The organism is Butyricicoccus sp. AM05-1 (assembly GCF_003474415.1).
Taxonomy (GTDB): Bacteria; Bacillota; Clostridia; order Oscillospirales; family Butyricicoccaceae; genus Agathobaculum; species Agathobaculum butyriciproducens.
Genome location: NZ_QUDG01000016.1, coordinates 20,899 through 34,416 on the forward strand (window position 1 = coordinate 20,899; position 13,518 = coordinate 34,416).

At 49.0% G+C, this 13,518-nt stretch carries 12 protein-coding genes; 7 read left to right on the forward strand and 5 right to left on the reverse strand.

The annotated features are described in order from the left end of the window. The first annotated feature begins 88 nt into the window (after positions 1-88). The 3 genes from DW088_RS14680 to DW088_RS14690 all read left to right on the forward strand — a co-directional run bounded on the left by DW088_RS14680 (position 89) and on the right by DW088_RS14690 (position 3,495). Positions 89-394: a hypothetical protein gene (locus tag DW088_RS14680; protein ID WP_118361700.1), complete on the forward strand. Its 306-nt coding sequence runs from the start codon at positions 89-91 to the stop codon at positions 392-394. Then, positions 358-1,962 (forward strand): hypothetical protein, encoded by a 1,605-nt coding sequence (locus tag DW088_RS14685; RefSeq protein ID WP_147356584.1) that lies wholly within the window; start codon positions 358-360, stop codon positions 1,960-1,962. The genes DW088_RS14680 and DW088_RS14685 overlap by 37 nt, the downstream gene beginning before the upstream one ends. Before the next feature lie 210 nt (positions 1,963-2,172). Further along, positions 2,173-3,495: an ATP-binding protein gene (locus DW088_RS14690; RefSeq protein WP_118361704.1), complete on the forward strand. Its 1,323-nt coding sequence runs from the start codon at positions 2,173-2,175 to the stop codon at positions 3,493-3,495. Positions 3,496-3,558: 63 nt separating this feature from the next. Here the strand turns inward: DW088_RS14690 and DW088_RS14695 are convergent, their stop codons facing one another. The 4 genes from DW088_RS14695 to DW088_RS14710 all read right to left on the reverse strand — a co-directional run bounded on the left by DW088_RS14695 (position 3,559) and on the right by DW088_RS14710 (position 6,127). Beyond that, a complete protein-coding gene (locus DW088_RS14695) occupies positions 3,559-3,975 on the reverse strand; it encodes a hypothetical protein (RefSeq protein WP_118361706.1) in 417 nt (138 codons plus the stop codon). After that, positions 3,972-4,772, reverse strand: a complete 801-nt coding sequence (locus DW088_RS14700; RefSeq protein WP_118361708.1) for a hypothetical protein — start codon at positions 4,770-4,772, stop codon at positions 3,972-3,974. The genes DW088_RS14695 and DW088_RS14700 overlap by 4 nt, the downstream gene beginning before the upstream one ends. Before the next feature lie 290 nt (positions 4,773-5,062). Further along, positions 5,063-5,689: a YczE/YyaS/YitT family protein gene (locus tag DW088_RS14705; protein WP_118361710.1), complete on the reverse strand. Its 627-nt coding sequence runs from the start codon at positions 5,687-5,689 to the stop codon at positions 5,063-5,065. A 12-nt stretch (positions 5,690-5,701) separates the two neighbouring features. Then, positions 5,702-6,127, reverse strand: a complete 426-nt coding sequence (locus tag DW088_RS14710) for a MarR family winged helix-turn-helix transcriptional regulator (RefSeq protein ID WP_118361712.1) — start codon at positions 6,125-6,127, stop codon at positions 5,702-5,704. Positions 6,128-6,296: 169 nt separating this feature from the next. Between DW088_RS14710 and DW088_RS14715 the strand changes: the two genes are divergently transcribed. From DW088_RS14715 to DW088_RS14730, 4 genes are all read left to right on the forward strand, one after another. After that, the gene (locus DW088_RS14715; protein WP_118361714.1) at positions 6,297-8,744 is read left to right on the forward strand and encodes a GH39 family glycosyl hydrolase; all 2,448 of its coding nucleotides are present in this window, start codon (positions 6,297-6,299) and stop codon (positions 8,742-8,744) included. Between the two features lie 227 nt (positions 8,745-8,971). Continuing rightward, positions 8,972-10,366: an MFS transporter gene (locus DW088_RS14720; protein ID WP_117488314.1), complete on the forward strand. Its 1,395-nt coding sequence runs from the start codon at positions 8,972-8,974 to the stop codon at positions 10,364-10,366. Positions 10,367-10,380: 14 nt separating this feature from the next. Beyond that, complete coding sequence (locus tag DW088_RS14725) at positions 10,381-12,186, forward strand: PHB depolymerase family esterase (RefSeq protein ID WP_118361716.1); 1,806 nt, start codon at positions 10,381-10,383, stop codon at positions 12,184-12,186. 16 nt (positions 12,187-12,202) lie between these two features. Continuing rightward, positions 12,203-12,466 carry an S-layer homology domain-containing protein gene (locus DW088_RS14730; RefSeq protein WP_118361718.1) on the forward strand — a complete coding sequence of 88 codons (264 nt, stop codon included), beginning with the start codon at positions 12,203-12,205 and terminating at the stop codon, positions 12,464-12,466. Positions 12,467-12,801: 335 nt separating this feature from the next. Here the strand turns inward: DW088_RS14730 and DW088_RS14735 are convergent, their stop codons facing one another. Beyond that, on the reverse strand, positions 12,802-13,383 hold the full coding sequence (locus DW088_RS14735; RefSeq protein WP_118361720.1) for a recombinase family protein: 582 nt from the start codon (positions 13,381-13,383) through the stop codon (positions 12,802-12,804). Positions 13,384-13,518 lie beyond the last annotated feature (135 nt).

Genomic DNA, 13,518 nt, shown 5'->3' on the forward strand with positions numbered 1-13,518 from the left:
AAGCTCATGAATACTATACACCATTTGAAGTTGCTGGGCCAACCGGTAAAACCACGGATAAATCGTTACGAAAGGATGCAAAAACCGTATGGAAGTATCTGTAATCAGCTTTCATCAACACATCATTGACATTGAGAATCTATTCGTCCAATATATCTCCAATGGGAAGCCTCCAGATATTTTTTCTGAATATATTGGTAAAATATACTGTTTGGAAGACCAAATTAAGAACGCTAACTGGATTGATTCAGAATTATCTAAACCCGGTTCATTGATGGATTGTATCGGCCTTATAATTTCATTATCTGCAATACTTTCAGAAAGCAGCTCACAGCATTTATCTACAAGCAAAATATTTTGGTTAATCAAATTTCAGCAGAAAAATCTATTCTGAAAATTGGGAAGCAAACAGACAGCAACGTGAGCGAACAATTAATGAAAGAGCATCTTCACCGAAATGTATACTGCAAACAAGTTAAGCAGAAGTGGCAAGATTTCCGAGTAAACTATGTTCCCTCAGAAGAAGAACCAAATCACAGCCGTACAGAATATCGCATGGCTTTGATGAGGAAGTCTATTTTGGAAAAAGGGATAACACAGCTAGATGAATTAGCAGACAAATTTTGTGATTTTTATCAAATCAGCGATAAAGTTCAAAACGATAATGTTCATGAAAATGTAAAGATGATGGTTGATGGCATTGTAATGTGCCCGTGGTATTTAGCTGCTTTACCACTGTATTTCTTCTACATGTTTGTAAAGCGAAATAATTATTTAACGGAGCAACATATAGACGAATATCCTAAAAAGCATGATTTATTCCCTGTGCTATCTTTTACTGAAAAAGATGTTAAGCAATATTCGAATAATCGATATTTTAAGTTATTTAACCAAATATCTGCAATCCTGTTTGAGAGCGATCCAAGTACCTCTCAAAATAAAACCGAGCAAAATATCTGGAAACAAATATATGGATATCTGGATATCGACCAAGATGCACTCGCTCATCTATATGTGTATTATTCATTTCTACCTATGCCCTTCGCTGATTCAATCGATGAAGAATCTAATTCTAGCAATTCTTTACTTAATGGCAGTTATTCTCCAGAGGAACTGTGGGATCTTAAATATGAGAAATTGCAAAGAGATCGACGTAATGAACTAATGCAAAAAAGAGAGCAGACTGATCTCAATGAACTCCTTACAAAACATCTCCGAGTTTTGAACACGCGCGCCCATTTAGAAGTCACATCTGCAGAAAAAGGCGCGGCATTAAATCTACAAAATGTATCGGCAATTAACGAATTGTACAATATGTTGCAAAGCTATAAAAAGATTGAATTTCCCTTTGATCTTTTACCGTTATTACGTCAGCACTTTAATACTGATTATTGTGCTAAGAGCGCAGATGAACTGAGTATATCAGAAAAATATCAGCAAATTTATCACTTCTTATACGCTAAAAGATGTGATCTATCTGCTATTATATTGCGAAAGGAACTTCGCATTGGCCGAGAAACTCCACTTGCAGGAGAGGAAGATTTACATATCGTTCGAGATGATTTTATCCAATTCGCCCAGACAATCGAAAAGAAAAGAAAGTTACTCTATCCCGAATGGTTTCAAACATATAGACGGCAGCATTTTGTTTTAACACCCGATGTACAGATGAGCATGCTTGATATCCGAAAAATACTAATCACCTATCCATGGACAGCAACGGATTATATTGAATTCACGCAGAACTATCAAAATCAAACAACATTCACCGAGTGGCTTTATAAGAAACTACTATTACAAGCTACAAATATAAAATCGCATAAGACGATGTCCCCAATCAACATTCTGACAGCTATAAATAAATCCAAAACCTTAAAGGGTCAAATCGCTGCCGCTGCCTTCTACCAGATGATCAGCAACCTAATCTACTTCATGCGTGAGGAGATGCTGTCGCTGCTCTAAATCCTTGCAGTGCGCGAATATCTATCAAGGGGGGGGATATCTGTTCCTATACTCAATAGCAAATCCCCCTTCAGTGGAATGAATCATCAAGTCGATCTACGGCTATACTAATTGCACAAATCACATTTGATTATATAATTTGTGCATTACATAGCATAAACTTGAAATTTAAAATCATTTATGCTATGCTTTTATCAGGAGGGTTGCCGTATGATTGCTTCACACAAGCTCAGAAAACGAGATATCTACCTAAACAAGCTCATCGCCTTTCAGGACACCGAGCCGATCAAGGTCGTGACCGGCATTCGTCGCTGCGGCAAATCCAGTCTGCTCAAGCTGATGGCTGCCCATTTGCGTGAGAACGGTATCAATGATGAACAGATTATCGAAATAAACTTCGAATCCTACGAGTTCATCAAAATGACCTCAGATGACCTGTATCAGTATGTGAAAGAGCGTTCGCTGCCGGGCAAGCGGATGTATCTGTTTTTCGATGAATTGCAGCGTATGGCAGGCTGGGAAAACACGATCAATGCGTTTCGCATGGATTTGGATTGCGACATCTATATCACCGGCTCCAATGACTACCTGCTTTCGTCGGAATATTCCACCTATCTGTCCGGCCGCTGTGTGGAAATCAAAATGCTGCCGCTGTCGTTTGCAGAGTTTATCGATTTCCATGGTTTCACTATTCAAGAGGTCAAAAGCGCGCTCGGCGGTACGAAAAAGCAGGCAGTTGATGCCGACGGCACCCATTACGAGCTGCGTGAGATTTTCGACGCCTATATGCGGTACGGCGGCATGCCGGGTATTGCAGATGTCGGGTTGGAACAGGACAAGGCCCTTACCTTGCTGGACGGCATTTATTCGACCGTTATTGTGCGCAATATTCTAGAGCGCGAAAAGCGCAGAGGTCAGCGACAGATCACAGATGCCATTCTGCTCAAGAAAATCATTCTGTTTTTAGCAGATAATATCGGCAGGTCGGTTTCCGTATCCTCCATTGGCAATACGCTGGTCAACGAAGGCCTGCTCGACGAGGGCCGCCGCAAGACAAAGCCCAGTACGCATACGGTTCAGGCCTATGTGAATGCTCTGCTTGAAGCATACTTTTTCTACGATATCAAGCGTTTTGATATCAAGGGAAAGGAATTTCTGCGCACACTGGGCAAATATTACATCGTAGATATTGGTCTGCGCAATTATCTGCTCGGTTTCCGCAACCGTGACAGCGGCCACGCGATTGAGAACGTCGTTTATTTCGAGCTGCTGTGCCGCGGCTATGATGTCGCTATCGGCAAGATCGGCACTGCCGAGGTCGATTTCATTGCAACCAAGGCCGATGAAAAGCTGTATGTGCAGGTAACGGAATCCATGGAGAGCGAAACCGTGCGTGCGCGCGAGCTTGCTCCGCTGCAGAAAATTTCCGACAACTACGAAAAAATCGTACTTTCACTCAATCCTGGTCTGGATTCGTCCTACGAAGGAATTAAGTCGCTGAATCTGATCGATTGGCTGCTAGAAAGTAAATAACAAAAGATAACCGCCAGGTTCCTCATGTCGGAGAAACCTGGCGGTTACTTTTGAATATCAAATTTATCCGATGTGGCGCTGTGCTGGTGTGGCGCTGGGAACAGCCTTTACCGCCTTGCTCATCTCCTGCATCAGAGAAGCATGGCTGAGGTCAGATGGATCATCTGCATAGCGGATCCAGTAGTGGTCATGAGCGACAATGCCGTGTGTCTTGCGGCAGATCAGCTTGGGCTGGTAGAGCGTCAGTCCGGCGATGGCGAGCAGCTCTTTGGCATTCTGCCGTGTTGACGGGAAACACCGATCAGCGAAGAATTTATCCAGCCGCGCGGCTGTCGGCACGGCCTTGCCATCCATGCCGAACAGCAAAACCGGCAGATGGGAATGATCGAGCACGGTAAACTGCGGCTGCTTCATTGCATCATAGCAGACCTGCACAACGGGAGTTTCTTTCCAATAGATTGTGAAATCAACAGGTTTCATGCAAAATACTCCTTTAACTGCTGCAATCTTATCTGCAGAATCGTACGGCAATAGTCGAGCATCTGTGCAGACAGCGGCAGACCATCGAATACGGTATCCGGAATGCTGTCCGGCAGGACAATCCCGCTCGGGAGCTGATTTACCAAGTGCAGCTGTTTGGAAAAGCTCGTAGAGAATGGTTTGGCTTTGCAGGAATACAGGTACTGCTCTACCGGACGATGCTCCGCCTGCATGAAACCAAGTGCATAACCGCTGTCAAACAACGGTGGAAAACGGTATGAACCATCTGTTTCGTCCTTGAGAACGCCAAAATTATTCAGATGACGATCCTCATTGCAGATCAGGAAATCAAACAGCAGCATGGTGTTCAGATAGTCTCGTGCATCCAGCCCGGTCAGCGTACGAAACAGGTCAATGACAAGCGCATAGTTTTCTTTTGCGGAAACAGCCCATTGAATGGGCGCATCCGAACTTTCCACCATGGTCTCAAACGAAATAAAACTCTCGTTCTTGTAACAGAAGTTGTGTGAGATCGCACCAAGTAGAAGTTTTTCATCGTCTATCCGAATATGGCATAGCTGATATTGCACGACAAGAATATGCAGCAGTTCACCAACACGCGAAGCAATGACTTCTGCAATGGCATCCTGATATTCACGCCCATGATCGACGCGATTCGCTTTCAGATAGCAATCCGTTTCCGGCTGATACCATTTCATTGCGTCGCCCTTGCTGGTGCTGGATAACATCAGCGGAATACCGGGTGTGATTTCGAGGATTTCGTTCAAACCGTCCACCTGCCTTTTCCTATATTATATCGTTTTAGACTGTTTAGGCGCAAGAGATTTCTTTGTCGAGCAGCGGCACAAACAATATACTTCGAGAAAACGCTCATGAATATCCAGAAAGTCAGCTCTCTTTTTGAGAGAAACAAATGATTGCCGACCGTCAAGGTCAGCCTGGAGTAGAGCGTGCTGAAAGCTGGGATTATGAAGTTTTGAGAAGAAAATCTGTAATTCAATCTATAACTAAAAATCGGAGCGAAGGCGATATCTGCACTGTGTAAACACGAAATACATAATCTGCGTTATGCCTTTACGCGCCACAGCACTTCGTACAGCTTGATAATACGTCCGAGCATCAGCGCAGACAGCACGGTTCCTACACCGATGCCGTAAAACGGGCTGTGGTTGATGATACACAGCAGGGCGCTGATTGCAACCATAGAAAGGTCAAACGAGTTCTTGACCGCGGAAAACCGCAGATGAAATACCTCGGAAATGGTGTTCACAATACCGTCTGTCGGCGTGAGCACCATTTTGCTCTTCACGCACAGAAATACGCCGGCCGCGGTGACAAACATGGTCAGCGTAAAGCAAAGCAGCCGCGTGGGCAGCGCGAACGGCAGCACAGGAATGAGCCAATCGTACACATCGGTCAGCACGCCGAATGCGAACGAAAGCGGGATTTCGAGCAGATAAGTAAGTGTAATTCTGCGCGACAGAATGCACTGCATCACTACAAAAATCAGATAACAGATGATGGACGCGGTGCCGAGTGAAATGCGATAAATCTCCGAAATGGCATACATAACCGAGCTGAATGCCGCCACACCGACGTTGTAGCGCACGTTCAGCACAACGGCCGCCGCGATCAGATTAAGACCGACAATGTACCAAACGGCACGCTTACCGGTGCTTGCAGTTGTTTCCATGTGCATTCTCCTTTAGCTGTTTTTCAGATTGTCCAACGTCTGAGTAATGAGTTTGAGCAGTGTATCCCGCTCCTCCGCGCTGATATGGTCAAGCAGCACATCGCCGAAGTCGGTGCAGTTGCGCTGCATGGTCTCGTGCAGCTCCTCCCCCTGCGCGGTAAGCGTAACCACTTTGTACCGCGCGTCATGCGAAGACACACGTGTGATGAGCAGCCCCTTGTGCACCATGCGTTCCACAATGGCACGTGCTGCCTGATGCGTCACACTGAGGTGCGTTTTCAAGTCTGCGGCGGCGCTTTCCGGATGGGCGTGGAAGAACAGAAGCGCGTCTGCCTGCTCGGCAGTCAGACCAAGTTTTTTCAGATCGCGATTGCGCCGCTGTGTAATGGTATTCGATAGTTTCTGTATCTTTCGAGATAGAATATAGGTTGACTGCATGAATATCACCAGATTTTTATATAATATACAATACGTTGTATATTATCAGAAGAGTGCCGTTCTGTCAAGACGAATTCTTCCCCCGCCGAACAATTCCGGTTGTCAAATCTGCTGAAGCTGTGTTATGCTGTTGCTATCAGCAAGGCACTGCGGCAGGAGGCGTTGAACAATGGATCAGGGGCATATCATATTCCGTGTACTGCATCACGAGAATATTTCGATCACAATGGATGCAGGCGTATCGCTGTTTTTCGGTCTGCATGGACAGTACACGATTTCCACTGCGCAGGAAAACTACACCATCGGTGCTTCTGAGGTATACGCCGTATCTCCGTTCACGCTGTACCGCACTGTTAGCGGAGAGGATGCAGGCGTGCTGCAGATCACGCTTTCGCCTGAAATTCTGCAAAAGGCTGACTGGCCGCAGCGGCAGATGATCGACTGCTATCTGTCCCGCAGTACACTGACGGATTCGGTCGCGCAGGACATTCGCAGACGGTGTGCGACACTGTTCCGGCTGTATTTTCAGCAGACTGATCAGGTGGAACTGCAGCGGCAGGCGGTATCGCTAGCCTCTCTGCTGTGGAGCCGCTTTTCCACAACCGACTCGGTTCAGCCGGAAGATAGCATCAACACGCTGAAACTGCTGGAATCCGCACTGAAAATGATCCATACGCAGTGGAACCAGTCGATTTCCCTGTCCGAGACAGCGGCACAGCTGTATGTATCGGACAGCTATATCTCGCGTGTGTTCAAAAAGTATGTGGGAACCACATTTACCAAGTATCTGGTCGATCTGCGGCTGTCTCATGCGGTCAATGATCTGAAAGGCACGGACTCAGTAACCGAGATTGCCTATCGAAACGGTTTTAAGAGCGATAACTCGTTCATCGACTTTTTCAAGAAAGCCTACGGGTGCACACCGGGCAAATACCGTCAGCAGCTGAAACAGTCTGCCGATACACCGGAGCCGCCTAAAGAGGATGTTTCGGACTGGCTGCAGGAACTGCTGCAGTATGCAGACGGCGCAAGCCTGTATTCAAAGAGTGCACCGACTGTCATTCGCAAGACGGTTCGTCTGCCTGAGACGCAGGATGGCGAACCGATTTGCCAGAGTTGGCGACAGATGGTGAACATCGGCTACGCGCATGACGGTCTGATCGGCTCGGTGCAGGAGCAGCTGCGTCGTGCGCAGAAGGAGATTGGCTTTACCTATCTTCGGTTTCACGGCATTTTCGATGATGATATGCATATTTATCAGGAAAACGAGGATGGTTCACCGTGGTTTAATTTTGCCTACGCCGACCTGCTGTTCGACTTCATTCAAGAGATTGGGCTGATTCCGTATGTGGAGCTCGGTTATATGCCGTCTAAATTGGCAAAAACGCAGTATACCGTGTTCGACAATCCGGCAATCTGTATCAGCATGTACAATGATTCGGAAAAGTGGCAGGCGTTGGTGCAGGCATGCCTGTCGCACTGGATTGACAAATACGGTCTGGCGAACGTGCGCAAATGGCGATTCACCGTGTTTTCGATGAATTACAGCAGATTGCAGTATACCGCGCCGGTCATGTCACACGAGGACTACTGCAAGATGTTTGAAGCGACCTATCAGACGATTAAAATGATCGATCCCGAACTAAAGCTGGGAGGTGCCGGATGCTTTCCGGGTATTGCACTTGCACCGGACGGTCTGCGTCGGTTTCTTCTCGATGTTAAGGAGCACGGCTGTCCGCCGGATTTCATCACGGTACAATGCTATCCGCACGAAGACTTTTCACAAGATAGTGATTTCTTCTATTTTACCTCTAAACAGACCTCGATGCCGTCGGTGCTGAGTAAGGACAAGAATTTTACCCTGCACTTTCTGCAGCGGCTGAACCGAATCCGACAGGAAATTGGCTTTGCAGACTGTCCGGTTGTAGTTGAGGAGTGGAATTCTACCCTGTGGCAGCGTGATCTGTCAGGCGATACCTGTTACAAAGCGGCATGGCTCATCAAAAATGTTCTGCAGAATTATGATCAGGCGGAATATCTCGGCTACTGGCTGCTGACCGACTTTCTTGACGAATGGCTGGTACCGGGCGGCGTATTTCATGGCGGATACGGTCTGTTTACTATCAACGGAATACCCAAGGCCGGCTATCAGGCCTTGCGGATGCTGGGTCGAATCGGTGAGCGCAAAATCGCTTCCGGTGAGGGATGGTTTGTCTCCCGAACCGAAAACACGATTCAAATCTATCTGTACCATTACTGCCATTATGATGCGCTGTACCGCTACCGCTATCAGAAGCTGACCGACCCACACGATGCCTACAAGGTGTTCGAGGTTGACGGACGGCTCAAAATCGAGCTGGAACTCTGCGGATTGGACCCGGGTGTATATCGGCAGGAAAGCTGGACGCTCAACCGGTCGGCAGGCTCAGCATTTGACAAATGGCTGGAAATGGAAGCGCCCAGAGTCATGACGCCGGAGGATTTAAACTACTTAAACGATATGGCACAGCCGCTCTGTAAAATTCGAGATGCGGATACCGCAGGTGCGCTACACCTACAGACGGAACTAGAGCCGCATGAGGTACGTCTGATTGTGCTGAAAAAGCGGGATGGATAAGATACCCGCGCAAGGAAATCCGTCATTTTTGCAGTCTGATATCGAAAAACTGAACTCCATCATACAGAAATACTCTGTCACGCAGAGAAACCGCCGGAATATCGGGAGCGATATTCCGGCTTTTCTGTATTCCTTCTCCGCATTTGCGAGTAAACTGTAAGCATGAAAACGAGCAGACCTGCAGGAAAACGCTCACATAAGAAAGAAAAAGAAAAGGGGAGAAAAACATGGCAGCAACAAGACAGACTGTGCAGAGCAATGCAAGCACAAATGTAAAAACCAGCATCTTTGAAAAGATCTCCTACGGTATGGGCGATGTTGCATGCAACGTAGTATTCGCACTCACCAGCGGTCTGATCACGTACTTCTACACCAACGTCATGAGCGTATCGGCGGCTATGGTCGGTATGATAATGCTCATTTCGCGTATTTTTGACGGTATTTCCGATGTGGCGATCGGCCTCATCATGGACAAGGTGCATTCCAAGCACGGACGAGGCCGAGCGTGGGTTCTCTGGATGGCACTTCCGTACGGCATTTCCGCCGTAGCGCTGTTCTGTCTGCCCGCAAATGCAACAGCGGCTGTGCAGGCCATCTACATTTTCATCACCTATAACCTGTGTACAACGGTTGTCTACACTGCACTGAATCTGCCCTACGGCGCAATGGCTCCGCTGATGACCAGTAACGAGCAGGATCTTGCCCGCATCAACCTGTTCCGCATGGCGATGTCGCCGATTGGCAACATGATCGTTTCTGCGGCCTCCCTGCCCATCATCAACCGCATGGGCGGCGATCAGGCGGCGTGGATCAAGGTAACGCTCATCTACTCGGTAGTCGCTATCGGCCTGCTTCTCTGGTGCTTCTTCGGCACCAAGGAACGCGTCAACACCCAGGCAGCACAGGAAGCAGAAAAGCTGCCGGCAAGCGTTCGTTTTGGCGCACTCATTCACAACAAGTACTTCCTTATGATCCTGTTCGCATCCCTGTTCCTTGCGGTTTACCAGACCGTCAACGGCACGGTTGCAACCTACTACGCGCAGTACATTCTCGGCAACAACGAATATTACAGCGTGCTCAATCTGGCGGAAAACATCCCGCAGGTAGTCGTTATCATGATTCTCGCGCCGTTCATCAAGAAGTTCGGCAAGCGCAATCTGGTTCTCGCCGGTGCAATTCTGACCATGGTCGCTCAGCTGACGCTGCTGGCGGTCCCGGCAAATCCGGCGTTTGTTGCCGCTGTTGCTGCAATCCGCGGCATCGGCAAGGCCCCGCTGTTCGGCTGTGTATTTACCATGATGGCTGACGTTGTCAACTACGGCCACTGGAAGACCGGCGTTCGCGTACAGGCTCTCATTTTCAGCGCTGCAACGGTCGGCCAGAAATTCGGCGGCGGCATCACCGGTGCAATTATCGGTCAGCTGATGGACAAGTCCGGCTTTACCGGTCTGGCGCAGGAAATTCCGTCCGCAGTAGCAATGGTCGAGAATCTGTACATTTGGGGCACGGTATTCGCCTGGGCGATTATTATCGCGCTGATGCTGGCGTACAAGCTGGAGAAAAACTATGACGGCATGATTCGTGACATGGAGAACAAGGGTATGCTCAAGCAGGCAGACTGACAAGGAGAATCGCAATGTATCAGAACTATCAATATGAAGTAGACCCGAAGGACCCGCTCAAGCCGCTCTATCAGGGTACATTTGAAGAAAAAGTAACGGTCGGTGGAAAAGAACGTCGCTATCTGGTGTATATTCCGAAGGGTGTGCGTCCTTCGACGGCAGGCGTGTTTATCCTGCCAGAAAATAGCAAGACCGCCGATGATCTCTGGCGCGACAGCTGGTGGCGCATGATTGCGGACACCGAGGAGACCAAGGAAAAGCTGATCGTATTCTTCCTCGAACCGGAGAACGACACCTGGAACACCGATGAACCTTACGGCAAGCCGGACGGCGATGTAGCCTATATCGAGCAGGTGTATCTCGCCGGTGCGCAGCGCTTCAAGTTCTGCGTACACGAAGCCAAGTTCTACCTGACCGGCTGCCGCGAAGGCGGTGTGCTGGCAAATATGGCCGCGATGTATAATCCGGCGGTATGGGCCAGCGTGGCAACGGTCGGCGGCTCGCAGGTGAACGAGAATTACCGTCAGGCCGCGGCAGAGGACTTCTGCACCAATCTGGATGGCTTTATCGACGAAACACATCGTCTGAACCTCAAAAAAAGCGATATCCCGATGCCTGCATGGGTGATTAACGATCCAGAAAGCCCGGTCGGCACAGACAACGGCACCGCGGACTACTGGAAGCGTTCCTGCGGCATCACCGAAGATGGCAAACAGACTTCGCCGGATACGGTAACATATATTCGTTCGGCTGAGCCTCCCTATGCGCCCAATCAGGAGAAGGAAGCATTCCGCGTCTGCATGAGCACGATTCCCGGCGGTTCAGCCGATTACGCCAATCTGTTGCTGCGCCGTATTTGGAAGGATTTCCTCTATCGGCAGCGCCGCTGGATGAGCGGCCCAGGCGGCGACCTGCGCGTGACAAAGGATCCGGTAGCCGATCTCGGCATGGAATACCACTGCGAGGAAATCGGCGGCTGGATGCGCGAATGGTACGTTTATGTGCCGGAACAGGTCAAGCAGAATCCTGGAAAGCCGGTTCCGCTGGTGTTTGCGATGCACGGCTATACCTGCTCGGCAGAAATCTACTGCGGCAACTCGGAGTGGTACAAGGTAGCTGACAAGCACGGCTTCATCCTTGTACATCCGACCGCAACACCCAGCACCATTGAAGCAACAACTGTGGCCAGCAGTCCGGATAATGTTGCACTGCCAGCGTGGAATTTCATGCACACCGCTCCGAATGGTCCGGATGAACTGCTATTCTTCCGCACACTGCTCGAAAAAGTATGCACAGACCATGCTATCGACCGTACCCGCGTATACGCGACCGGTCATTCGCATGGCTCGGTAATGACGCAGGTGCTTGCCATGACTATGCCGGAGGTGTTCGCAGCAGCGGCACCGTGCTCTGGTGTGCTGTTCCAGGGATTTGGCATGGATATCCGCGTATTGCCGGAAATCCATAACCGCAAGGATTGTCCGATCCCAATCTGGATGTTCGGCGGCGAGCAGGAGCCGTGGCTGCTGCCCAATATCCCGACCGATACCAACTCGACCGGCGACAGCATCCGCATCTGGCGCGGCAACAACCATCTGACACCCGAACTTCCCGCAAACTGGGAGGACGGCTGGCAGGTAAACGGTCGCTGGCACGATCTGCATTATGCTCGCGAGGACGGTGCACCGATGGTCAACTATACCTGGGTAGATTACATGCCGCATGCGACCATGACCGAGATGAGCTTCCGTATCTGGGAGGAGTTCTTCAGCAAATTCTCCCGTGTGGACGGCGAGATCAAATATAACCCAGGAGTATAGATGAGCAAAACTTGTTTTGCGCCGCTGTCATATAGGTAAAATACAGCTTGCCTTCGCCGCGTTTCTTATCAAAAAATATTCTGATTCTCCGACCGCAAGCGGTTCGCTGGACAGCTTCTCCGACTCTGCAAGCGTAAGCAGCTATGCTGTAAACGCAATGCAGTGGACGGTTGCCAACGGCATCGTGAATGGCTCTAACGGTAAGCTGAACCTGAAGAATAACGCAACCCGTGCAGAGGCAGCCGCAATCCTTATGCGCTACTGCGAAATGGGCAAGTAAAAAAGTAAATTCTACAGCACAATACAGCCGGGCCTCTCAATCACGGGAGACCCGGCTGTATTTTTTCCTGAGATTCAAGATAAAAGCTATCGCATTATAGTGCTATTCGAGTATAATATTCAATCTTGCGTTCGAGTGTTTTCGCAACAGAAAAGTGTCGTAAAATGCTGTTTGGTAAATGAGATCTGCTCATTTATCAGATTAAAGACGCACGGGACTTTGTCGAATATGTGATTGACGGATGACAGAATTATCAATGGCTGATTCAGTAAAATCCCAATACATCATTGACGAGCGCAGGCTGAAATTTCTACGTTCGTTCTATAACTTTCTCATTATCTGGATTTCATGCGTTTAGGTAAAGAAGAAGCCTTGGAGCACCGACGGTAGAAAGTATTTGGCTTTAGTCCGGTTTGCCGTATGGCCTCGGTCGCGGTGATTTCGCCGGTACGCCAGCGTGCGACTACCCGCTCGAAGTTATCGGGCAGTGAGAGTGGCTTGCGGCCAGTGTATTTGCCCTGCCCTTTAGCGATGGCAATGCCCTCGCGCTGACGCTGCAAGATATACTCGCGTTCAAGCTCTGCAACCGCGGCGAACACGGTGAGCATAAACTTGCCGGTAGGCGTGGTCGTGTCGATAGCCTCCTTACGGCTGACAAATTCCACCTGTTTTTCGGTCAGCTGTTCCACGAGATCAAGCAAGTCGCGCGTGTTTCTCGCGAAGCGACTGATTGACTCAACGATCACCGTATCGCCGCGCCGGATGTATTCCATCATGCGGTTCAGCTCTGGACGATCAGCGTTTTTGCCGCTGGCCTTGTCAATAAACAGTTCGTCAACACCGAGGTCGCGCAGCAGGACTTCCTGCCGAGCGGTGTTCTGCTCCTCGGTGCTGACGCGAATATATCCAATCTTCATGGTGTATCGCTCCTTTAAGTATGGTATAATGAAAATAATAAGGACGGTGACGCTGATGGATAAGACAATCGAACAGGTAAAACGGTTGGCGCACCGTTATGGAGTGCCGAAACTGATATTATTCGGTTCGCGTGC

Excerpts from the sequence above, each read along its gene's own strand:
- DW088_RS14680 (WP_118361700.1), top strand. The coding sequence starts at position 89 with ATGGAAGTATCTGTAATCAGCTTTCATCAACACATCATTGACATTGAG.
- DW088_RS14690 (WP_118361704.1), top strand. The coding sequence starts at position 2,173 with ATGATTGCTTCACACAAGCTCAGAAAACGAGATATCTACCTAAACAAG.
- DW088_RS14695 (WP_118361706.1), bottom strand. The coding sequence starts at position 3,975 with ATGAAACCTGTTGATTTCACAATCTATTGGAAAGAAACTCCCGTTGTG.
- DW088_RS14705 (WP_118361710.1), bottom strand. The coding sequence starts at position 5,689 with ATGGAAACAACTGCAAGCACCGGTAAGCGTGCCGTTTGGTACATTGTC.
- DW088_RS14710 (WP_118361712.1), bottom strand. The coding sequence starts at position 6,127 with ATGCAGTCAACCTATATTCTATCTCGAAAGATACAGAAACTATCGAAT.
- DW088_RS14715 (WP_118361714.1), top strand. The coding sequence starts at position 6,297 with ATGGATCAGGGGCATATCATATTCCGTGTACTGCATCACGAGAATATT.
- DW088_RS14720 (WP_117488314.1), top strand. The coding sequence starts at position 8,972 with ATGGCAGCAACAAGACAGACTGTGCAGAGCAATGCAAGCACAAATGTA.
- DW088_RS14725 (WP_118361716.1), top strand. The coding sequence starts at position 10,381 with ATGTATCAGAACTATCAATATGAAGTAGACCCGAAGGACCCGCTCAAG.
- DW088_RS14735 (WP_118361720.1), bottom strand. The coding sequence starts at position 13,383 with ATGAAGATTGGATATATTCGCGTCAGCACCGAGGAGCAGAACACCGCT.